The sequence below is a fragment of the Rhizobium sp. NPDC092011 genome (assembly GCF_044756305.1).
Classification (GTDB): domain Bacteria; phylum Pseudomonadota; class Alphaproteobacteria; order Rhizobiales; family Rhizobiaceae; genus Rhizobium.
Map to the genome: position 1 here is coordinate 22,015 of NZ_JBIVSO010000020.1, position 23,297 is coordinate 45,311.

At 59.9% G+C, this 23,297-nt stretch carries 15 protein-coding genes; 12 read left to right on the forward strand and 3 right to left on the reverse strand.

The window, feature by feature from the left end:
- The first annotated feature begins 53 nt into the window (after positions 1-53).
- The 7 genes from ACIQJ2_RS34710 to ACIQJ2_RS34740 all read left to right on the forward strand — a co-directional run bounded on the left by ACIQJ2_RS34710 (position 54) and on the right by ACIQJ2_RS34740 (position 7,719).
- Entirely contained in the window at positions 54-926 is an 873-nt protein-coding gene (locus tag ACIQJ2_RS34710; RefSeq protein ID WP_246762467.1) for a polysaccharide deacetylase, read from the forward strand.
- Positions 923-1,822, forward strand: coding sequence for a polysaccharide deacetylase family protein (locus tag ACIQJ2_RS34715; RefSeq protein ID WP_400675959.1), 900 nt, complete (start codon positions 923-925; stop codon positions 1,820-1,822). Before ACIQJ2_RS34710 ends, ACIQJ2_RS34715 begins: the two co-directional genes overlap by 4 nt.
- Positions 1,812-3,173, forward strand: coding sequence for an MmgE/PrpD family protein (locus tag ACIQJ2_RS34720; RefSeq protein WP_400675957.1), 1,362 nt, complete (start codon positions 1,812-1,814; stop codon positions 3,171-3,173). The genes ACIQJ2_RS34715 and ACIQJ2_RS34720 overlap by 11 nt, the downstream gene beginning before the upstream one ends.
- Positions 3,174-3,221: 48 nt before the next feature.
- Positions 3,222-4,610: an argininosuccinate lyase gene (gene argH / locus ACIQJ2_RS34725; RefSeq protein WP_400675955.1), complete on the forward strand. Its 1,389-nt coding sequence runs from the start codon at positions 3,222-3,224 to the stop codon at positions 4,608-4,610.
- A 74-nt stretch (positions 4,611-4,684) separates the two neighbouring features.
- On the forward strand, positions 4,685-5,626 hold the full coding sequence (locus ACIQJ2_RS34730) for a LysR substrate-binding domain-containing protein (protein WP_400675953.1): 942 nt from the start codon (positions 4,685-4,687) through the stop codon (positions 5,624-5,626).
- Positions 5,627-5,841: 215 nt separating this feature from the next.
- Entirely contained in the window at positions 5,842-7,047 is a 1,206-nt protein-coding gene (locus tag ACIQJ2_RS34735; protein WP_400675951.1) for a diguanylate cyclase, read from the forward strand.
- Between the two features lie 246 nt (positions 7,048-7,293).
- A complete protein-coding gene (locus ACIQJ2_RS34740) occupies positions 7,294-7,719 on the forward strand; it encodes a hypothetical protein (protein WP_400675949.1) in 426 nt (141 codons plus the stop codon).
- A gap of 195 nt (positions 7,720-7,914) precedes the next feature.
- On the opposite strand, the gene ACIQJ2_RS34745 is transcribed toward ACIQJ2_RS34740, so the two are convergent.
- On the reverse strand, positions 7,915-8,832 hold the full coding sequence (locus ACIQJ2_RS34745; RefSeq protein ID WP_400675947.1) for a LysR family transcriptional regulator: 918 nt from the start codon (positions 8,830-8,832) through the stop codon (positions 7,915-7,917).
- Positions 8,833-8,948: 116 nt separating this feature from the next.
- On the opposite strand from ACIQJ2_RS34745, the gene ACIQJ2_RS34750 reads away from it, so the two are divergent.
- A complete protein-coding gene (locus tag ACIQJ2_RS34750; protein WP_400675945.1) occupies positions 8,949-9,560 on the forward strand; it encodes a glutathione S-transferase family protein in 612 nt (203 codons plus the stop codon).
- Complete coding sequence (locus ACIQJ2_RS34755) at positions 9,557-10,540, forward strand: pyridoxamine 5'-phosphate oxidase family protein (RefSeq protein WP_400675943.1); 984 nt, start codon at positions 9,557-9,559, stop codon at positions 10,538-10,540. The genes ACIQJ2_RS34750 and ACIQJ2_RS34755 overlap by 4 nt, the downstream gene beginning before the upstream one ends.
- 335 nt (positions 10,541-10,875) lie before the next feature.
- Here the strand turns inward: ACIQJ2_RS34755 and ACIQJ2_RS34760 are convergent, their stop codons facing one another.
- Together ACIQJ2_RS34760 and ACIQJ2_RS34765 are read right to left on the reverse strand one after the other, a co-directional pair.
- Positions 10,876-11,571, reverse strand: coding sequence for a helix-turn-helix domain-containing protein (locus ACIQJ2_RS34760; RefSeq protein ID WP_400675941.1), 696 nt, complete (start codon positions 11,569-11,571; stop codon positions 10,876-10,878).
- 99 nt (positions 11,572-11,670) lie between these two features.
- A complete protein-coding gene (locus ACIQJ2_RS34765) occupies positions 11,671-13,068 on the reverse strand; it encodes an MFS transporter (RefSeq protein WP_400675939.1) in 1,398 nt (465 codons plus the stop codon).
- A gap of 220 nt (positions 13,069-13,288) precedes the next feature.
- Between ACIQJ2_RS34765 and ACIQJ2_RS34770 the strand changes: the two genes are divergently transcribed.
- The 3 genes from ACIQJ2_RS34770 to ACIQJ2_RS34780 all read left to right on the forward strand — a co-directional run.
- Positions 13,289-14,248, forward strand: coding sequence for a hypothetical protein (locus ACIQJ2_RS34770; RefSeq protein ID WP_199151136.1), 960 nt, complete (start codon positions 13,289-13,291; stop codon positions 14,246-14,248).
- Positions 14,249-14,565: 317 nt separating this feature from the next.
- Positions 14,566-16,320 (forward strand): ShlB/FhaC/HecB family hemolysin secretion/activation protein, encoded by a 1,755-nt coding sequence (locus ACIQJ2_RS34775; protein WP_400675937.1) that lies wholly within the window; start codon positions 14,566-14,568, stop codon positions 16,318-16,320.
- Positions 16,321-16,330: 10 nt separating this feature from the next.
- Positions 16,331-23,297: MBG domain-containing protein (locus tag ACIQJ2_RS34780; RefSeq protein ID WP_400675935.1), on the forward strand; the 6,967-nt coding region annotated here is incomplete at its 3' end.

Consider the following 23,297-nt stretch of genomic DNA (forward strand, 5'->3'; position numbering starts at 1 on the left):
TCCGCGGATGGATGATTGCGTCCCAAAACACCTTAAAACGCATGCAGAGTTCCATGATTGCGAAGAGTGCAACCAAACCGGCGAAGCAAAGCCTGTGGCCGGAAGGCCGGCAATCGGCTGTGGCGCTCGCCTTCGATGTCGATGGCCCGACGGGCGATGCGATGCTCGACGGCTCGCTGCTCACCAATCCGCGCTACTTCACACAAGGCGCCTATGGACCATGGCGGGCACTGCCGCGGCTTCTTGATCTTCTTGCTGCCTACGGCCTCAAGGCGACATTCTTCGTGCCGACCTGGGTGGTCGAGCATTGGCCGTCGCAATGCGAACGCATCCTGCGCGATGCGCATGAGGTCGCCTATCACGGCCATTATCATGAAGTCTTCATCGACTGCAGCCAGCAGCAGCAGCTCGATATCATGGAGCGCTCCCGTCATATCTTCCAAAGCCGCATGGGCGTGACACCGGTTGGCTTCCGCACGCCGTCCGGCGACTGGAGCGACGAGACCGCGCAATTGCTGCACGAGTTCGGCGTGATCTATTCAAGCTCGATGCGTGGCGACGATCGGCCTTATTTTCATAGGACGCCGCGTGGTCGGGGCTTGGTCGAAATTCCGGGACGCTGGGATATCGATGATTATACCGCGCTCGCCTATACAGAAGAGCCTGATTTTCCCATCGGCCTCGACCGCATCTCGGGCTACGCCGATGTTCAAAAGAACTGGTGCGCCGAATTCGAAGGCTATCACCGCGAAGGGCTTTGCTGGACGACGATCCTGCATCCGAAAGTCTGCGCCCGACCCGGTCGGCTCGCGATCCTCGAAGGTCTGTTCAAGGCAATCACTGCCCACGGCGAGAGTGTCTGGGCAACGCATTGCTCGGAAATCGCAAAATGGTGGATCGCACAACATCCGGAGAATGCCGCATGACCAGCAAGGCTTTTGAAGGTTTCTGGCCACAGGGCAAGACATGCGCGGCCATCGTCTCCGTGATCTTCGACGACGGGCTCGACGCTGTTGCGCAGGCGCCGGATCTGAAAGGGCGCAGCAAGAGTTTTTCCGTCTGGCAATATGGCGCCGCGCGCGGTGTCGAGCGCCTTTGCAATGCCTTTGCCGATGCTGAGATATCCACGAGCTGGTTCGTGCCTGGGGTCGTTGCGGAGAAGCATGAACGATTGCTGCGCGAAATCGTGGCGCCACACCATGAAATCGAGAGCCATGGCTGGGATTTCGAGCGCTATGACGCCATGGATGCATCGGTCGCCATGGAGCTCCTCAAGCGCAGCCGTGACAGGTTGAGCGCGATTGCATCGAACGAGGTTTCTGGCTTTCGGCTTGCGGCCGGCAACTGGCCGCGCCATTTCGATCGGCTTCTCGTCGAGGCTGGTTATACCTGGTCGGCATCGTTGAACGGTGACGATGTGCCCTATAGCCATTCCTCGTCGCTTGTGGAGATCCCGGTTCACATCGAGCTGGAAGACCGGCCGTATTTCCAGTTCAATTTTACCCCTGCCTTCCCGAAGGGGCAAAGCCGCATCCCGTCCTACGAGGCAGTGCTGGGCAACTGGATCGCCGAGTTCGATGCCTACCGCAAATACGGTCTCTGTTACGTCATCCAGCTTCGCCCGGAATGGACCGGCACGCCCGGCCGGATCGCTCTTGTTGAAGCCCTGCTCGCTCATATCACGAGCTTCGATGACGTGTGGCTGACGACAGCTGCGGATGTTGCGCGCTGGCACGCCAGCAAGGTCATCGCCTCCCCCGCCGATCACCCGATCAACGTCTATGAAGCCTATGTCGACGAGGAACAGGCCCGTGAGCGATAATCTGACTCAGGCACTGGCGGGGCTTGTCTGCTCGACGAACTTCGAAGCTTTTCCGCCCGAGACCATCCACAAGGCGAAGCTTCATATTCTTGATACGCTGGGTGCAGCGATCGCCGGTTCGGCATCGCACGAAACCAATGTCGTCGTCGCGGCGCTGGGCATCCAGGCTCAAACCGGACATTCTCCGATCTGGGGAAGGCCAATCGGCTCCGACGCGAGGACGGCGGCATTTGTCAATGGCGTTTCGGCCCATGCCTATGAGCTCGATGATAGCGGCGGCTGCGATCATTCAGGGGCGGTTGTCCTTCCGGCCGTGCTTGCCGCGCTTGGCGATCACAAAGGACTGGTCGGCGGCCGAGACCTGTTGCGCAGCGTCCTGCTCGGCTACGAAGTCGGTCGGCGCGTGTTGGAAGCCGTCGGCGGGTACGAGGAGCACAATGGCCTCGGCTGGCACTCGACAGGGACGTGCGGCGCGTTCGGTGCTGCAGCCGCCGTCGGCAGCCTGGTGAAGCTCGATGTGAATGCGATGGCCTCAGCTCTTGGCTCGGCCTGCTCCTACGCCGGCGGCACCTGGGCCTTCATTCATAATGGCAGCTCGACCAAGAAGCTTCATGCCGGTCGTGCAGCCGAAGGCGGGCTGATAGCTGCCTATCTCGCAAGGCAGGGCTTCGAAGGTCCCGACAGCGTCTTCGAGGCGGAGCGCTGGGGCAGCTTCTTTGCCACCTTCGGTGCCGGCAAGGGGGATCCGCAGGCGCTCGTCCGCGACTTCGGGCAATATTGGCGGCTCAATCGCTGTTCCATCAAGCCGCATGCTACCTGCCGCGGCACGCATGCCGGGATCGATGCTCTTGACCTGATGATGCAGCGTCACGGTCTTGAGCCCGGCGATATCGCCGTAATCGAGATTGACATCAGCGGTTTCCAGTATGGCATGTGCGGCGGCAAGGTGATCTCATCCCGCGCGCAGGCCCAGATGAGCCTGCCCTATGCGCTGGCTGCGCGGCTGCGCTACGGCGAGGTCTTTCTGGCCGAGCTTGAGGAGGCTGCCTGGTCGGCGGCCGAGATCGGCCCGTTGATGGACCGCATCGCGGTGCGCATCGATCCCGCCATGAAGGACGAGGACGAGCCGGCAATCACCATCGTGACTTCTGCGGGTGAACGGCATCGGCTCGTCGTCGAGTTCCCGCTCGGCGGGCCGCAGAACCCGCTCACCGATGAACGTCTGATCGGCAAATATTCCGCGCTTGCCGGCATGGTGCTACCGGCCGCGAGGGTCGATGCCATCAGCGACTTTGTCCTTGACCTCGAAAACCAGACCGACACCCGCAGCCTGCTGATGCTGCTGCAATAGAGGATGAGCCCACAGGAGGGCGGCATTCGTTCAGAAGGGAAGACCGCGATGAGAAACCAGAAAGAAACCACATGGTCCCCGTTGTTCAAGGAGGCCGTCTCCAGGGACTTTGAGAGCTTTCACGAATGCCTCGATCAGGACAAGCGCATCGCGCTGCATGACGTTGCCGGCTCAAAGGTGCATGCGGAAATGCTTGCCCGCGCGGGCATCTTGACCGCCGAGGACAACGCGCAGATCCAGACCGGCCTCGACCAGGTGATGGAAGAGATGCGCTCCGGCGCCTTCGAGTGGAAGACAGAGCTCGAAGACGTTCATACCAATGTCGAGAACCGACTGATCGCGCTGATCGGGGATGCCGGCAAGAAGCTGCATACCGCCAGGTCACGCAACGATCAGGTCGCGACGGACATCCGACTGTATGCCCGTGAGCAGCTGGATCTTCTGACCGAGGATCTGAAGACCCTGGTTGGCGCCTTTGTCGATCTGGCTGAAAAGCATGCCGAAGCAATCATGCCGGGCTTCACCCATATGCAAGTGGCGCAGCCCGTTACCTTCGGCCACCATCTCATGGCCTATGTCGAAATGTTCCTGCGCGATCTCGATCGTGTTGGTGCGGCGCGGGAGCGGCTTAACGTTTCCCCGCTCGGCGCTGCTGCCCTTGCCGGTACGGGCTATCCGATCGATCCTGAGTACTGCGCGTCCCGGCTTGGCTTTGCCGCATCCTTTGCCAACTCGCTCGATGCCGTCTCAGATCGTGACTATGTCGTCGACATCTGCAGCGCCGGCTCGATTATCATGGGGCACCTGTCGCGCTTTAGCGAGGAAGTCATCCTTTGGTGCACGCCGATGTTCGATTTCATCGAGGTCGGTGACCAGTTCTGCACCGGCTCCTCGATCATGCCGCAAAAGCGCAATCCGGATCTGGCCGAGCTCGTGCGCGGCAAGGCCGCCCGCGTCATGGGCAACCTCGCCTTTTCGGCGGCCCTGATGAAGAGCCAGCCGCTCGCCTTCAACAAGGATCAGCAGGAATCGAAGCCGCCGCTGACCGATACGCTCGAGACTGTTCGCGCGGCGGTCAGCGTCACGGCGCAGATGATCCCGACAATCACGGTCAAGCACGCAAGGATGCTTGCGGCGGCCAATCAGGGCTACTCGACGGCGACCGATCTTGCCGACTACCTCGTGCGTGCAGGCCTGCCATTTCGCGATGCGCACCACGCCGTTGCCGCGATCGTTGGTGCCGCCCGCGACAAGGCATTGCCGACTCTTTCCGAGCTTTCGCTCGCCGAGATGCAGCTCTTTGCGCCTGGCATTCGCGAGGATGTCTTCGAGGTACTGACCGTCGAGGGCTCGGTTGCCAGCCGCGATCATAAGGGCGGTACGGCACCACGCAGGGTCAGGCAGGCGGTGGAGACGGCACGCCGGGCGATCGCCTGAGGCAACCGTTGCCATTCCACGCACATGGTTTAATGCTTGTTGTTCGAGGTGGCAGCGGAGAAGCCGGGTAGGGAATGGAGCCGAGGTTCGATCATAACAGATTGCCGCCGCTGCAGACGCTGCAGACCTTTTCCGTCGTCGCGGAAACGGGCAGCTTCACAGCTGCGGCAGTCGAACTCAACCTCAGTCAGAGCGCGATCAGCCGGCAGGTGCAGCAGCTCGAGCACTATTTCGGCTGCAGCCTGTTCGAGCGCCACACGCGCAAGGTGGCGCTGACGGAGCGCGGCATGGCGCTTATCCCGATCGTCGACGGATTGCTGGCGTCGCTCAAGACCTCGTTCGAGGCGACGCGTACGAGGGTGCGGTCGCTGACCATCCGCATGCCGCCGACCTTCGCGCGCAAATGGTTCCTGCCGCGTCTGTCTGACCTTCATAGCCATCATGAAGACCTGAATATCAATATTGATACCGCCTGGTTCCTGAGGCCGACCTTTTCCGTCGGCGATATCGACATGCTGATCACCTACGGCAATGGCCATTGGCCCGGTATGGATGTGCTGCCGCTTCTGCGGGAGCAGTTGACGCCGATGTGCTCGCCGCAATTTCTATCGAAACTCGGCGATCCGCCTGAGGTCCACAACCTGCAGAACTGCGTTCTACTGCATTCCAATCCGCGTCATAGCGACTGGACACTCTGGCTGCAGGCAGAAGGGGCCTATTCCTTTCAGGCCTCGCGCCATCAGGTCTTCGACACGCAGGATTTCGCAATGACCGCTGCTGCAAGTGGCTATGGCGTGACGATGGGCGATCTCGCCTTTTCGCGGCAGGATCTGGAAAGCGGCGAACTGGTTGCTCCATTCGAACGGATCATCGACAGTGGTTATGGCTATTACGCGCTCTGGCCGGCGCGCGCCGAAGCCCGCCAGAAAGTGCGCGCCTTTTCCGACTGGCTCGATCACGCCTGCCGCGCAAGCCCGGACGGCTTTGGCGCAGATCGAAGCGAGGCTTCTGCATAGCACACCGCCATCGCCTCTATCTCGATCGCACACCCGCGTCGAAGCCGCCAACCGGGACAATTCCCGGTTAACCAACCGGCGAGCCCCAATCGCGATCCGACACAAGGGGCAAAATCTAGCATGCGCGCGCGGAAATCGAGGCATTTTCAAGTCTTTTTTAACGGCGCACGCATAGCGTCGAAAAGAGTGACTGGCGGCCCACATGAGAAGGAATTATGGGATCGATCGATAGTTTCGCTTTCATTACGCCAGCGATGATGGCTACGTTCGGCATCGTCTTCCTTATCCTGTCGCGCTATCAGTTGCCGTCGGCCTTTGCTTGGGGGCTTGGGTTCCTGTTCGGTGCGCTTGGGCTCCTTGTTTCGATCGCTCCGTTGCCGGAAACAGCGTCCGCCCTGATTGGCGACGTGTTCTATTTCATTTCCTTCTACTATTATGGCGAGGCGCTTCTTATCGCGTTCCGCATGCCCCTTTACATGCGCGAGCGGCTTACCTTTGCAGTGCTGTGTCTGCTTGGCGATCTTTATATCGTGATAGGACTGGGGAGCCTTCACGCGGAATTGCTGCTGGTCGATATTTCCATCTCTCTGCTACTCGGGGTGCCGCTGATCATGGTGGCACCACGCGCGCGCCGCTGGATGGAATGGGCAATGATCATCATTACCGGCCTCGTTGTCATTGATACGGTGGCTGTCGTGCTGATCTTCAACCTGGTTGAGCAATCGAGCGATCAGCTGTCGAGTTTCCAGGAGTCCGACTATTCCCGTTTCAGCCAGCTCAGCACCGGCCTGTTGAGCCTGACATTTGCTCTGGCGGCTTTCGGCTCGATGATGGTGGAAATCCTGGCGCGCTATCGCGACGTGGCTGCGCGTGATCCGCTGACCGGTCTGCTCAACAGGCGGGGATTCGATGAGGTCGCGGCAGCAAGCCTTGCCGGTGAGGGACGAAAAGGCGCCGTCATCGTCACGGACATCGATCTCTTCAAACAGGTCAATGACCAGGTCGGCCATGAGGCAGGCGACCAGGTCATCTGTGCCTTGGCTGATCAGTTGCGGGTCGACATGCCGCGCGGGGCGGTCGCCGCGCGTTTCGGTGGTGAGGAGTTCGTGGTTTTTGTCCCCCGAATAACGCTGGCTGAAGGCGGGGTTCTCGCGCAGGCGATTAGGATGCGCTTTGCCGCGCACGATTGGCGTTCTATCGGAATAGAGCGGCAGATTACAGCAAGTTTCGGCGTCGCTATGGTCGAGTTCGGAGAACAGGAATTGCGAGCCCCGATCGCGCGCGCCGACAAGGCGCTCTATGCTGCCAAGGCTGCCGGTCGCAACAAGGTCATGACCGAGGGCGCGTCGCCGGGCAGGGAAGACACCACGGCGACCGTGATCGAGCTTGCTGAGGTTGGCCGTAAGCGCAGAACCCTCTAAGCGGGCGGCCTCAGAGGGGGGTGCTTGACCCGCTTAAGGGACCGTGGGCATCGGGTCGAGATCTTCTAACGATGGCGGGGTCTGTTAAGCCCGGTGGCATGGCTCAGCTGTCTGACCTCGACGCCGTCACGATCGGCACTGAGGCTGGACCATCCGCCAATCGATTGATAACCCTAACGCGCTTGAAGAATTGAAAGGCGCACAACTATTGGCTTTAAGGTTCCGATCGATAGAGGGACCTTTTGAATGCTCAGTAAATTGTTGGAATGGGTAGCGCAGACATTTGATTTCGCCGGCATTGTGCCTGGCATTCCACCGATTATAGCCTTTGTTCTGGCAGTCATTTCGGCGGCGATTGGGCTCTATCTAGGGACCGATAGCTGGGCGGAAATCGCATTTGGTATCGCGATAGTCTTGGCCATCATATCACTGATTTGGGGTTTGGCGGATGGCCTCCCGCGGGCGATTTTGGCGGTGCCATTTGTCTTTGCCTCAGGCGGCGGAGCGTATGAATTCTATCTTATCAAGTTCGCCAGCCTGAATATGGCGCTGGTGGACAAAAGCCCGGCCGGCTGCGTGATGATTGAAGGTCGTACCGCCGAAGAATGCGTAGAACGATATCAAAATCGGGCCATTGAGATGCAGCAAGGTGTTGGCGCGAAGGTTCGATGACAGGGCGTTATGCTACCTGAAGTGATCCTTGGGTGTCGGAGGTGTGTATCCGTTCAAGGGCATTGTTTCGGACTGCTGGCCGGCGATCCTCTGCATGAATTTCGGAGAGCCTTGTCGAGCAAGGCGTCAACAATGTTGGAGCCATCGAGCTTGTCAACGACGGAGCCTGCGCGGCGATGATAGAGCAAGCTTACCTTAAAAGTTTGCTTGCTGAGGATTGGTGGCACCCGCTTGTCTCTGCAAATGATCGGCTGCGAAATCCATAAAGGCCCGGACGCGCGCGGAAACCATATGGCCCTCACCATGCACGAGATGGATCGGCACCGGATCACGTTCGTACTGCGCCAAAACGATCTTCAATCGACCCGCCCTAACGTCATCGGCCACCTGATAGGATTGGAATCGAGACAGTCCGAACCCGGCAATCGCGGCGGCGATCGCCGTATCATTCGTGTTGCAGACGAGCGGCGCCCTGATTGGAACCCGGATATTGCCGTCCCTGCCAAATTGCCACTCTCCGCGACCGAACAGGCCGTCGCGGCCGATGAATCTATGATGCCTCAGATCTTCGGGAGTTTGCGGCTCGCCAAAAGCGGCAAAATAGTCCGGAGATGCGCAAAGGACCTGCCTGATCGAACCCACCCGCCGAGCGATCAGACTGGAATCGGGCAGGGACGCAATTCGCACGGCGACATCCAGGCCTTCCTCAACGAGATTGGTCACACGATCGACAAAAACGGTCCTGACCTGCATGCCGGGATAGAGGCGAAGGAAGTCAAGAATAGTTGGAAGGACATGAATTCGCCCAAAGAGCACGGGTGCGGTGACCGTCAACTGACCAGCCGGCTGGGTGTAGCTCCCGGCTGCATTGGCCTCCGCCTCGCTGATATCAGCCAGGATCCGTCGGCAGTCAGCCGCATATCCCTCACCGGCCGAGGTCAGCTTCATCGAGCGGGTTGTTCGCACCAGCAGCCGGGTTCCAATATTCTCTTCCAGCTGAGCGACTGCGCGGGTCACCGATGGCGCGCTCATGTGCAGCAGCTTGGCGGCGGGAGCAAAGCCGCCGCTCTCCACGACTTGCGCAAAAATACGCATTGCCTGTAACCGGTCCAAGCGAACACCTCGTTCTCATTATTTCAGATTATGAAATGGTTACATGCCAATTTCAATGCTTATCGTCAAATCCATTAATAGTCATCATGCTGCCGATCATTCGTTAGGAGGCAAGCATGAGACTTTATTACCACCCACTTTCCGGCCATTCGCATCGCGCCCGATTGTTCCTGTCACTGCTTGGCGTCCGGCATGAACTCGTGATGGTCGATCTGTTTGTCAGGGCACATAAGGAGCGGGATTTCCTGGCGCTCAATCCCTTTGGGCAGTTGCCTGTTCTCGACGACGATGGAACGATCGTCTCCGACTCCAATGCCATTCTTGTCTATCTGGCCAAAAAAATGCGACGGACGGACTGGTTGCCTGAGGATCCCGTTGGCGGTGCGGCCGTTCAGCGCTGGTTGTCGGTGGCTGCGGGTCAAATTGCCTATGGTCCCGCGATGGCACGCCTGATCAACGTCTTCAATGCGCCGCTTCGCGCAGAGGAGGTCGTTCCGCGCGCCCATGCGATCCTGATGCTGATCGAGGATGCCTTGAATGGCTGCGACTGGGTGGCGACCCATCGACCGACAATCGCCGACGTCGCGCTTTACAGCTATGTGGCCCGCGCACCGGAGGGGGATGTCGATCTCGCGCCATATCCGCATATACGCGCCTGGCTGGCACGAGTAGAGGCGCTGCCCGGGTTTGTTGAATTCCAGAAGACACCGGTGGGGTTGGCAGCATGACAGAGCTGGCGGCAGGTGAGAGGCCTTCGTTGCCATCGCCATGGCATGACGGTGAGGTCCGTTTGCAGCGATCGGTTGGCGTCGAGGGTCGCATGAAAGAGATAGGGCCAAAGGTCATCCGCGATCATCTGATCGATCAGCATCGCGAGTTCTATCCGCTCTTGCCGATGGTCGTGCTCGGCGCAGTCGACGCAAAGGGTGACGCATGGGCGACGCTGCGTGCCGGGCAGCCGGGCTTTCTCTCCGCGGTGGATCCGTATCGGCTCCGTGCCAATCTTGTGAGAGATTCAGCCGATCCTGCCGAAGCGGGAATGGAGGATGGCAAGGAAGTCGCGCTCCTTGGCATCGATCTTGGCACGCGGCGGCGCAATAGGCTGAATGGTACGCTCTACCGCCGCGCCGATGGGTTTGATCTGACGGTCGATGAGAGCTTTGGCAATTGTCCGAAGTATATCCAGGTTAGAGACGCCCATTTCGTTCGTGAGCCGGCGCAGCCAACAAGCGTTCCATCGCATATCGGTTTCACTCTCGACGACACGGCACGCGCACTTGTAGAGCAGGCTGACACGTTCTTTGTGGCATCGTATTTCGAAGAGCATGGCAAGCGTCGGGTGGACGTCTCCCACCGGGGCGGCCAGGCGGGCTTTGTCCATGTAAGCGCGGATGGTTGGTTGATGATACCGGACTTTCTTGGCAACCGCTTCTTCAGCACCCTTGGAAACATCGCTCGTAACCAAATCGCCGGTCTGACATTTGTGGACTTTGCTTCCGGTGGGCTCCTGCAGATGACGGGCGACGCAGAGATCCTTTTCGATCACACATCAAATCTGTCTTTCAAAGGCGCCGAACGCTATTGGCGATTTCGACCACGGCGTGTGGTCTGGCGGCCAGATGCATTGCCGCTCCGATATGAAATTGTTGAATGGTCGCCATTCACTCTAGCGACAGGCGTGTGGGAGCATACTGTGCCAACGCCTTAGGTTGGCACAGGAGAGGCGGAATAGGCCTGCGCTAGCCTATGAGAATTTCTTTGGCGGTTTGCGAAGACGAAGGGATCAGCATCTCGTCCGCACATCGCCAGAGTGGGATAGATGTCGTTGTTTCGCGCGCACCGTGGTCTCTGCGGCCGGGTTGGCCGTTCAATGCCTTTTCAGAATGCCCCGTCAAGCCTGCCGTTTTACCACCACGCTTGACCGACGGCTGCATCCATCCCTTCGGCATGAAAATCAACTGGTTAGCTGAGCGTAGAATAGAGGCTGTGGTTCTGGCCGGTTCAAGACCAAGGCCCGAAATTAGTCGGTCTTGTATGAGCCGTTTACAGCTTGACCGGCTCTGCGCAGCCATAAAGGATTGCTTGGCTCATCGCCCGATAGCGGGCAGCAATTTCCGCTGGTTCTGGCGCAAAAAAGCTTTGATTGGTTCCGCGAGCGCCGTCGCAGAGCAGCTGCACCAGAGTTTCGATTGAGATCGAGGGCCGGAGCATCAGGAGGCCGTTCGCCATGGTCTGTTCGAGTAGCGCTGCGAAATCGGCCTGGAAAAGGGCGGCAGCTTCAATCATCGCGGGGCGGCAAAGACGAAATGCATAGTCGTTGACTTCCAGTGCGTATGGCGACAGCACCAGTTTTCTTCTCGTATCACCATATCGAACATCAAGCACAGCTGTCACGATATCGAGCACATTCGAGCCGGCCGAGAAGAGCTGCCCGCCCTCCCGGATGCTGTTTTGCCGTGTGTGCGCATTGTTCTGGTCGACCATCGCCCGGAAGGCCTCTTCCTTGCTGCTGAAATGATGGTAGAGCCCCCGTCGGGTGATATTGCAGTATTTTGCGAGTTTGCTCATCGTCATGGCTTCATAGCCATGATCGAGAAAACTTTGGGTAATGTTGGAAACCAGGACTTCAAAGGCCGACATGCAACATGCTTTCAACAATTCTCTTGGGGGCGATCTATAAGAGCGGCGTAGACGTGTCACAAGAATAGTGGCCATTCGATGGGCGGCCAGCCTTGCCACTCAGAATTGTTGGTGGTTTCACAACAGTTCTCGGTTGGAAGGGTAAGGGCACGACAATCTCAATCTTCGAAAATGGCCAAGTTGCGGATGTGCTCGCCTTTACGCAGCGCGTGCTGCAGCGCTGTCCGGCTTGAGCTTATAGTGGAGGCTGGCCAGGAATGCCAAAGACGACGAGACGACCAGCGCAACGGTCGAAACGATACTGAGTGCGATACTGATCTCGTTTGGATCGGCGATGATCTTCTGACCAACAAACCCCACCAATGTCGGGCCAAGGCCCATGCCGATGAGCGTGACGATCATGACGCCGACTGCCGAAGCTACGCCGCGCATTCTCGACGGAGTGATGTCCTGAAGTGCGGGCGGGCCGTTCGCAACAACAATTGTGGAAAAAAAGGCCGCGGCAGAAATCACGGCGAACGCAGTGCTCAGGGTCGGTGCAAAGGGCAGTGCCGCCGTGAACAGCGACGCGGCGAGCGCGCCTGCGGACATGAGGATGGGGCGAGCGGCGGTGACGCCACGTCTGACCAGGGCGTCGCCCAGCACTGCCCCAAAGATCAGTCCTGAAACACTACAGGCGATAAAAATTGGGCCTAAACTGAAGCCGACGGCGATAGGCGGCATGTGAAAGGTGCGGATCAACACGCTGGGAACCCATGCGCTATAGCTGTAAGACTGGATTGCCGCGAGCGCCAAGCCGAAATACAGACCTGCAAATTCTATCCGATTGCCGCCGAAAAAAGCGCGGATCTCGGCCGCGGCAGGTGCAGGGTTAGAAGTCGCTTCGGAATGTCTGGCGGGCTCTCTAAGGCTTGCCGTCCAAACGGCGACGGCGATGCCGGGCAGTCCGATTACGACAAATACCAGCTGCCACGCATACTGCATCCCGGGCAAAAGGAAAGCGCTGTCGGTTCCCAGCGACTGGTGAAGAACCGTGGCACCCAGAACAAGCGATAGACCCGCTCCTATGAACGCGCCCGAGCTGAAAATACCCATGGCGAATCCACGTCGCCGAATTGGAAACAGATCACTGATCAGGGAATAGGCGGCAGGGGTGAGTGCCGCTTCTCCCAATGCGACACCAGCCCGGCATAGCAGAAGAGCCTCGAAATTGCCTGCAAAGCCGCAAGCGGCCGTCATAATGCTCCAGAATGCAATTCCCGCGGCGGCAATCCGCACGCGGTTTCCGGTGTCGACCAGGCGGCCTAGCGGCAATCCAGCCGCCGCCAGAACAATCGCGAAGCTGAAGCCTTGCAGGAGGCCGATCTGAACGTCCGTCAGATCGAGATCCTGCTTCATGGGCTCCACCAGAAGACCAAGAATCTGCCGGTCGAGATAGGACAAGATGTACGCAATGGTCAGGACGCCCAGCGTATAGGACGGAATAATGGGTCTCACTAACGGCATCCGCTCGGTTCCTTCCGGGAGAACCAGTGGGTGTGGCGAGGATTGTTGAGCTCCGGTTTGGAACCACCACTTTCCCAGCGAGAGCGCCATTCCGCCCGATCTAGTTCTCAGATTTCAATAATATGAGAAACATTCTCGTTGACAAGATGCCGGCGATCAGGCATTTACTTCTCATATTCTTTAAAAGTGAGAAGTTTCTGTGGGCTTCGCGGATAATGAAAGCGTGCCGCAGCGTGGTTATGGGCAAAGCGCGGATCGGAACCGTTCAGGCGAGGGTTTGAGATTATTGCGCTAGCCGGAGGTCGCATTCTTGGGGCAGATCATAGAATTTCCCGCGTCGAACCCGGCCCTTCCAAGGGGAGCTAGAAGCGACCTGCCGTATCGCAACGCCAGCGATTTAATTGCGCGAGAATCGTTCCCATCCGCAGTTTTCTTCCTGGCTTCCGGAATGTTCGAGGCCCACAAGTTGGCGCCACGATCTGCTGCGCTGTTTGCGACGCAGCAACGTTGGCTGCTGAGCCACGCCGCAATAGCGCATTTCTTCCGGCCAATTGGAGCCGTCAAGCCAGGTCTCAGCCGTCGAAGCTTGGGCGTTCTCGGGCCAGCCCTCGGTCTCTCCAGCCGTAATACGGCCCATACATTTTTCGATGAGGCCATGAAGTATGGCGTGATCCAACCCGTAGACGATCGAGTGATTGGCCATGGTAGTCTGGCCAAGCCATCGCTCGAATCCCTGTCACTCCTGGTGCTGTGGTACAACCTGCACTTCCAGGCGCTTGACCTGCTCGATGATGGGCAAAGATACGTTCAATTCTCGACGCAATGGGAAGATTTGCTTCGATTGATCCAGCCGATTGTGGCGGATTCTCTATTCTTCAGTCCCGCAGTGCGCGAGCCAGGTCCTCTTTACAGGATCTTCAGCTGGATCGACTCAGGTGGCTGGGTGATGGACAGACTGATTGCGGGTGTCGATCGCGAATCATTTCTAGCGCAGGGTCGCTGTTTCACGGACGTCCGCTCGATTGCTTACCTCGCCCGATCCACCGGTCTCTCAAGCGCGCATACGAGTCGAAAGATTTCGGAGGCCCAGTCGATCGGAGGGCTGGGCTGGGTCGGGCGGCCGGGACATTCGACGATGTGGATCTCGCGCGATTTCTACGAAGAGTATGCGCAGTTCCAGGCGCAAAAGCTGGCAATTCTTGATGGTGCGCTCGCGAAAGCCCTAGCCGGCGGCGTGTCGGCTGGTCAAGGAGCCCATCATTGCGAATGAGGTGGTTCGTCTCCTTTGCCCACATTTGCAGACGTTTGGCCGGGGAACCTCCTCGCAATTCCCGATGTCAAAAATGGATGCTGACGCCTGTCGCCATTTTGGTTAGGTCTTCTGTGAGGACGCGGTGTGGCGGCCGTTTTGGGCGGCATTTTTCGAGAACTACCAGATGTGTTGAGTGACGGAGAACCGCCTGAGGCGGCTCTAATGGATAGTCTATGGCTGCTGACCGCGGCTCGAGGAACATGAGTGGATAGGGGTTCATTTTGATTTTCGGATACCGTTTTGCGCGATCTTTCGGGCTGGCCGCGAGCGTTGCGATGATAGCCCCGGCATGTCCAGCGTTCGCCCAGACGGCCTCGCAGGTGACGCCGCAGACGTTTGAGCCGCAGCTGCAGAAGCAGGGGAGCGGCATCGTCATTCCGGAAGCATCGGGTCCTGTTGCACCGAAGGGCGCCGAGAAGCTCACCGTGCGGCTGAAGAGCGTCAAGATCGAAGGCGGCCTTCCAGGTTTTGCCGATGATGAGACTCGGGTGGCGAACAGCCTTGCGGGCAAGCAGGTGACTGCCGCGGCCCTGTTCGAGGCGGCCGGCAAGCTGGAGCAGGCCTATGCCGCCAAGGGTTATGGCCTGGTGCGCGTAGTGCTGCCGGCGCAGCGCCTGGTGGACGGTGCCGTTCTGCGCATCGTCGTCATCAACGGCTTCGTCGAAAGCATCGACACCTCGCACCTGCCGGACAATATCCGTGCTCGCATCACCAAGATCCTGGCACCGCTGGTGGGGCAGAAGGGGATGTCCAACGACGAGATCGAGCGGCGGCTGCTATTGGCCGGTGATCTGCCCGGCACGGTGCTGCGCTCGACACTGTCGCGCGGCACGCAAGCCGGCGGCAGCGTGCTGACGATCGAGGCACGCTACAAACCGGTCACCGGCTTCATCTCCGGCGACAACAATTCCACCGACGCGCTCGGCAAATACAATACCGGCGTCGGGCTCGACTTCAATTCGGTGTTCGGCTTCGGGGAGCTTTTCTATCTGCGGGCCTCGGGTGCGCCACGCTTCGGCGGCGACGAGGGGTACTTCACCGGCTCGCCGCGCAATCGGTCGCTGGCCGGTGGCGTGACGCTGCCGATCGGCATCGACGGGTTGACGCTGAACCTCGAAGCCACCGCCTCGCGCACGACGCCGGAAGCCGGTCTGTTCGGGCTGCAGTTCATGTCGGACTTCACCCGCTATTCGGCACGGCTTGCCTATCCGCTGATCCGTTCGCGGGAATTCACCCTTAACGTCAATGGCGGTTTCGATGCGCAGGACGAAGAGCTGGAGCTGCTCAATGGCGGCGGCATAACCCTGTCGAAGGATCGGCTGCGCATCCTGCGCACCGGCGCGGACCTCTCCTGGTATGTATCGGGCGATGCGCTCGTCACCGCCGGGTTCACCGGCTCCTTCGGCGTTAACGGGCTTGGCGCGCGCAGTGCGGCCGACGCCAATGCCAGCGGCACGCCCTTGTCGCGCCAGGGGGCTGACGCCGATTTCCAGAAGCTGGAAGTCAATCTCGGCTACCGCCAGCCGGTCGCAGAACATCTGGTTCTCGATCTCAAGGCGCGGGCGCAGACGTCCTTCGGCCAGCCATTGCTCAATTCCGAGCAGATCGGCATCGTTTCCTCCGCCGGCCTGTCGAGCTTCCCGACCGGCTCGATGCAGGGAGACGCCGGCTTCGTGCTGCGCGCGGAGGCGCAATTCCCGTTCACCACCAGCTTCACCCTGCCATTCGGCTGGCCGGAATTTCCGGCCCAGCAGGGTACGAACCTGCCTGATGGCAATAGCACTTCGGGTGCGGTGCTGATCTCGCCCTATGTGTTCGGTGCCTATGGCGGCGTCAAGCTCTACGATCCGACGGCGCTGGAAAGCGGCTTCTCGCGCGGTGCTGCCTATGGCGTCGGCCTGCGACTGGCAGCGGCCGAACAGGCGAGCTTCAACAGTACCAACGTTAATCTCGAATATGGCCGCATCGAGCGCTTCGGCGACGGCAGCGACGACAACCGCTTCACCGTCTCGGCGGCATTTCAGTTTTAGGGCAATGGCAATGACCAGACAGACGACCCGCATGACTTTTCCCCACAGGACCCGTCTGGTGGCACTGCTTGCCTCGACGGCGCTGGTGCATTCGACGGCTGCATTGGCGCAGTCGCTGCCTTCGGGCGGTCAGGTGGCAGCGGGCAGTGCGACGATCGGGTCGCCATCGGCAGGAGCTCTGACGATCAACCAGACGAGCGGCAGCGCCGTCGTTAATTGGCAGAGTTTTGATGTCGGTAAGGGCAACCGCGTCACCTTCGTCCAGCCGGATGCCAATGCCGCCATCCTCAACCGGGTGACCGGCCAGACGAGTTCGACCATAGCAGGCCAGATCAATGCCAATGGCCAAGTCTACCTGATCAACCCGAACGGCATTGCCATTACCAATTCCGGCACGGTAAAGGCCGGCGCCTTCGTCGCCTCGACGCTCGGCATCTCCGATGACGACTTCATGACCGGCAAGCGGACGTTTACCGGCAATGGGGCGTCGAAGGATGTCACCAATGCCGGCACGATCACCATCAACCGCGGCGGCTACATGGCGCTGATCGGCGGCACGGTCGCCAATACCGGTGTCATCACCGTGCCGATGGGCAAGGCAGCCTTGGGATCGGGCGAACAGGCAACACTTGATCTGTCCGGCGATGGTTTCCTGCAGGTGGCGGTGCCGACCAAAGCTGGCGGCAAACAGGCACTGGTCGACAATAGCGGCAGGATCTCGGCCAGGGGCGGGACGGTGCAACTCACCGCGGCGGCGGCCAAGGACATGGCGCGCCAAGCGGTCAACATGTCGGGGACCATCGAGGCGAGGGGCGTGTCGGGCAGAAGCGGCGACATCGTGCTGTCGGGCGGCGATGGCGAGGTGGCGATCTCAGGCAAGGTGGATGCCAGCAGCAGGCGCGGAACCGGCGGCAAGGTTGAGGTGACCGGCCGCAAGATCACGCTTGCCAATGCGAAGATCAATGCCTCGGGCAAGACCGGCGGCGGCACGATCAATATCGGCGGCAACCGTCAGGGCAAGGGACCACTGCAGCATGCCGAGACGCTGACGGTTGATGCCAACACCGTCATCAATGCCGATGCGGTCACGACGGGTCATGGCGGCAATGTCGTTCTGTGGTCGGATGATCTGACGCGCTTTGCCGGCACAATCACGGCGAAGGGCGGAGCGGTCTCCGGCAAAGGCGGCGAGGTCGAGGTCTCGGGAAAGGCGAAGCTGTCCTACACCGGCCTCACCGACCTGACAGCGGCGCATGGCTCCTTCGGCAATCTGCTGCTCGATCCCTACAATGTGACGATCTCGACGGCGACGGACAGCAACTCGTCGGGCTTCACGGCGTCAGGCAATGACAGCGTCATCAACGTCAACACACTGACCAACGCACTTGCAACCGCCAATGTCACGGTATCGACCGGCGGAGCGGGCTCCGCCGGATCGCAGGCCGGCGACATTACTATTGCAGCACCGCTGAGCTGGAACGCCAATCTCCTTCGGCTCGACGCCGCTCACTCAATCAATGTCGACGCGACTGTTACGGTCGGCGGCACCGGCGCGCTGATGCTGAACACCAATGTTGGCGGCGGCTCGGGCGGCACGCTCGACTTCGGACTTACCAAAGCGGGCTTTGCCGGCCGCATCGACTTCACCGGCACGCCGGGCTCGCAAGCGCTCCTCCTCAATGGTGCGCAGCAGACGCTCGTTTACTCGGTCTCGGATCTGCTCAACATCAACACGGCAAACTCTGGCCGATTTGCTCTTGCCGGCAACCTTGATCTTACGGCAATGCCCTTTGCCAACGCGCCGATCTCTACCTTCACGGGGAGCTTCGAGGGGCTCGGACACACAATTTCCAACCTGACCATCAACAGCACGACCAATAATGCGGCCGTTGGTCTGTTCGGTACCGTTACTGGCGGCACGATCCGGGACATTGGCCTGGTCGGCGGCGGCGTCAGCGGGGTCGGTACATCGCCCAGTTATCCCAATCCCGTCGCGATGGACGGAGCGCTGGTCGGTCTATTGACAACGGCCAGCAATGGCACGCAGGCCGCGGTCATCAATGCATTTGCCTCGACGAACGTAAGCGGCGGAACAAGCGCCGCCGTCGGTGGGCTCGTCGGTCAGACATGGAGCCGTGGCGCGCCAGTATTGATCGCCAACTCCTATGCGACGGGAACCGTGACGGGGGGGCAATACTCTAGTGCAGGCGGCCTGGTCGGACAGAACCACGCCTATGCTGGCGCGGCCACAATTAGCAACTCCTATGCGACGGGCGCTGTCACGGTCGGCGACAGTGGAACCGGTGGCGGCCTCGTTGCCTATAATTATGGCGATCAAGATACCGCTGCGGTCACAAGCTCCTATGCGGCGGGAGCCGTCGCCGGCGGCGCGGCTTCCACTCTTGGCGGTTTGGTGGGCGAGAATTTTGCCTACATCGGCGCAACGGCTTCGGTTTCCAACTCCTATGCCATCGGAGCTGTCGGCTCAACGGCGGGAGCGAATGCGACCGGTGGGCTCGTTGGTGTAAATCATGCATCGAACGGTGGCTCGGCGTTTATGTCTGACGTGTTCGCGACCGGTGCGGTCTTCGGCGGCAGCATGTCGGGCGGCCTCGTCGGACAGAGTTATGTTGTCACATCCACCACAGCCGGGGCTGCCTCGATCACCAATGCCTACGCAACCGGCGCGGTTTCTGCCACGCAATATGGTCAAGCCGGCGGTCTCGTCGGAAACATGATGGCCTATGGTGGGAATTCAAGCGTCAGCAACGCCTATGCGACCGGCCGCGTCACGGCGCCGACCCAATATTTTCAGACCTATGCGGGCGGGCTAATTGGTCAGACCTCCCCGCAGAATGGAGGTTCAGTCTCCGTCACGAACTCCTATTGGGACACGTCGACGAGTGGCATCGCCGGTAACGGCATCGGCAATGATGGGGCGAGCCAGCAAGGGAATGTGATCGGGCTTGCGACATCGTCTCTCCAGACGACGGGCATCAACCTCGGCACCGCCTTCGCCGGCGGCACGAATGGTCTTTATCCTTATCTCAGCAGCTTCTTTCCGAACGGAATTCAGGCGATCTCCGGCACCGCCTATCGCGACAACCAGGTAACGCCAGCGGCTTCCGGCCTCAACGGCGCGGTCACCGTAACCGGGCTTGCCAACGGCAGTCTCTTCGGGTCTGCATCAACAGGTGCCAACGGCTACTATTACATCCTCGGCGCTGCCGGATCCTTCGCGCCTGGTGCTGCGCTCGTCACCTATACGAGCGCCAACTCCGGAACCGGCGTCACCAATTCGGCAGCATTCGCAACTGCGTCTAACCAACCTGTTCAAACCGGGTTCAATCTTCTCGGCAACACGATGTCGGGCTCGACGGTGTCGACGCTTTACTCAACTGCCGGTGTCACGAAAGCCGCCGCCATTGCTGCGAGTGGCAATGATGCAAGCGCCACCGCCGCCATCAACGGTACGTCCAACATTCTGATCAACGCGCACGGCGCGAGCTTCACGATCGATCAGGCAGTGACGGTAGGTGGACTGACCGTAACGACTGCAAACGGATCGCCGTTGACGGTCGCCAGCCCGCTAACACTGACGGGAGGCAGCAGCCTGCGTCTACTTTCTGGCGGTGCGCTGACGATCAACGCTCCGATCACCGTGAAGGGCGCGGGTTCTGTCGCGCTTGCCTATGACGGCTCGTCGACGAGCAATCTCTCATTTGGACTGGCCGGTTCCGGCTTCGTCGGGAGCCTCACCTATCTGAATGCAGATGGTACACTTGCTACGTCGAACCAGGGCGGCTTGCTCAGTGTCAATGGCGCCGCCTATTCGCTTCTCTACTCGATGACGGATGTGGCCAACATCACGTCGGTTGGTCTCGGGGGGCAATATGCACTCGCCAATAGTCTCGATGCTTCGGGTACAACATATAACTATGCGCTGATCGGTCCAAACAGCCTTAACTATTTCACCGGCGCGTTCGAGGGGCTTGGTCATACGATCAGTAGTCTGACGATCTCGAAGAGCGGCGACGGCGCGGGACTGTTCGGTTACAGCAGCGGCTTCATTCAGGACATCGGACTGGTCAACGTCTCGGTCGCCAACACGGATCCCTATGGCCGTTACGTCGGCGGCCTTGTCGGATACCAGTCCGGCAACACAATCAACAACGCCTATGTCACCGGCTCGGTGAGCGGTGGTAGCAACACCGGCGGCCTCGTCGGTTATCTGATCGGCGGTTCGATCAACAGCGCCTACTCCGCCGCCGCGGTCATCGGCGATGCGAAAGTGGGCGGCCTTGCCGGATATGTCAGCGGTGCCGTCAGCAATTCTTACGCGACGGGTGCCGTTATAGGCTCCGGCAACAGCATCGGCGGCCTCGTTGGCGTTACCGACTCGTCTTCTCATGGTGTCTCGATCAACAACGTCTATGCGACGGGCGCCGTGATTGGTGGCAACAATGTCGGCGGGCTCATCGGATTCTTATTTGGTACGATCAGCAACGCCTATTCAACGGGCGCGGTCAGCGGTGGCAATGCCGGCGGCCTTGTCGGATTTACATATGGCGGTTCGATCGCCAATAGCTATTGGGACACGCAAACAAGTGGGACGACCACGGGAATCGCAAACGATTCCGCCGGGCTGTCGGGCAATGTCACCGCCCTCACAACGGCGCAATTGCAAGATGGTTCTACGGCCAGCGGGCTCGGCTCTGCATTCACCGTCTCCGCCGGCCTCTATGCTTATCTTACTCCGTTCTATGCCAACGGCGTCCAGGCCATCTCTGGCATCGCCTATCAGAACAGCGGTACGACCGTGCTTGCCTCGGGGGCCAGTGGTGCGGGGCTCGTCAATGTGCGCGTCGGAAACGGCACCGTCCAGACAGTCACGACGGGAGCGAACGGCTACTACTACGCGATCGTCGCCAATGGCACGATCGATACGACCAACGGCACCAATGTGCTGGCCTATACGACCGCCAATGCGGCAACGGGTGCGGCCGATGGGGCGACATTCCGCACGGCACTCGGCACCGTCAATAACGTCGACGTTTCGGGTGGCTGGCGGCGTGACACGACCGCCCTTGGTACGCTGTCGGCACTTGACGCAGACTATGCCAATGCGACTGCCGGGACGACGGCATCCGGCCTCACATTCGCCAATCGCTCGATTTTTGCGGTGAACGGCTTCGCCATCGATACGGCACTTTCGGTCAGCGGTACGGTCAATCTGTCAAGCCCCGGGGATGTCACGCAAACCGCCGCCATCTCGGCCAATACGTTGATGCTGCAGGGGGCAGGTAACACATTCACGCTCACGAACCGTGGCAATCAGTTCAACCAACTCGCCGCATCCGGCGGAGCCATGGATATCTACGACACCAGCGCTTTGACGGTTGCGGCGAACGTCACTGATGCCTGCAACTGCGTCGTAACGGGCGTGACCGGCGATCAGATCAAGATCGCGACGGCGGGCGACCTGACGATTGCATCAGGTGCCGCGATCTCCGGTAGTTCCCCAGTGCTTACGGCTGGCGGCGCCTTCATCAACAACGCCGGATCGGGCGCGGTCTCAGCTACGTCAGGCCGCTGGCTGATCTATTCCGCCAACCCAACTGGCGACACGTTCGGTGGGCTCGACAGCGGTAACACGGCCGTTTGGAATACGGCGGCTGGCGGCACGGTGTCAGCGACAGGCAATCGCTACGTCTTTGCCTATCACCCGACCCTGACAGTGGCGGCTGTCGATACAACCAAAACGTATGGCGACGTCGCGACGTTGCCGAATGTCGCGATCACCGGCCTGGATGCTGGCGTCGCCGGAGCCTATCTTGGCGACACACTTTCAAATGTCGTCTCGGGATCGGCCAGCATTGCCTCGGCCGGCGCGGCAGCGTCAGCCGATGTAGGAATCTATGATATCGTTGCCACGCAGGGCTCGCTTGCGTCGAGCGGCTATGGCTTCAACTTCGTCAATGGCAGTCTCAGTGTTACCCAACGCGGGCTGACGGTGACGGCCGATGCATTGTCGAAAACCTATGGCGATGCCAATCCGGCGCTGAGCTATACGGTGGGCGGCTTGGGTCTCGTCAATGGCGACACGCTTTCAGGGTCGCTTTCGACAGCTGCCGGGCAATATTCCGACGTCGGCGCATACGCGATCGGTCAGGGCACGCTGGGCAATTCCAACTATTCGATCAGCTACACTGGCGCGAACCTGATGATTGCCCCGCGCGGGCTCACGGTGACGGCGGATGCGTTGTCGAAAACCTATGGTGACGGCAACCCAACGCTGATCTACACGACGAGCGGCCTCATTAACGGCGATACGCTTTCCGGGTCGCTTTCGACAGCTGCCGGCCAATATTCCGACGTTGGCGCATACGCGATCGGTCAGGGCACGCTGGGCAATTCCAACTATTCGATCAGCTACATTGGCGCGAACTTGGTGATTAACCCGCGCGGGCTCACGGTGACGGCGGATGCGTTGTCGAAAACCTATGGCGATGCCAATCCAGCGCTAAGCTATACGGTGGGCGGCTTGGGTCTCGTCAATGGCGACACGCTCTCCGGGTCGCTTTCGACGGCTGCCGGGCAATATTCCAACGTTGGCGCATACGCGATCGGTCAGGGCACGCTGGGCAATTCCAACTATTCGATCAGCTACACCGGCGCGAACTTGGTGATTAACCCGCGCGCGCTCACGGTGACGGCGGATGCATTGTCGAAGACCTATGGCGATGCCAATCCGGCGCTGAGCTATACGGTGGGCGGCTTGGGTCTCGTCAATGGCGATACGCTTTCCGGGGCGCTTTCGACGGCTGCCGGGCAATATTCCAACGTTGGCGCATACGCGATCGGTCAGGGCACGCTGGACAATTCCAACTATTCGATCAGCTACACCGGCGCGAACTTGGTGATTAACCCGCGCGCGCTCACGGTGACGGCGGATGCATTGTCGAAGACCTATGGCG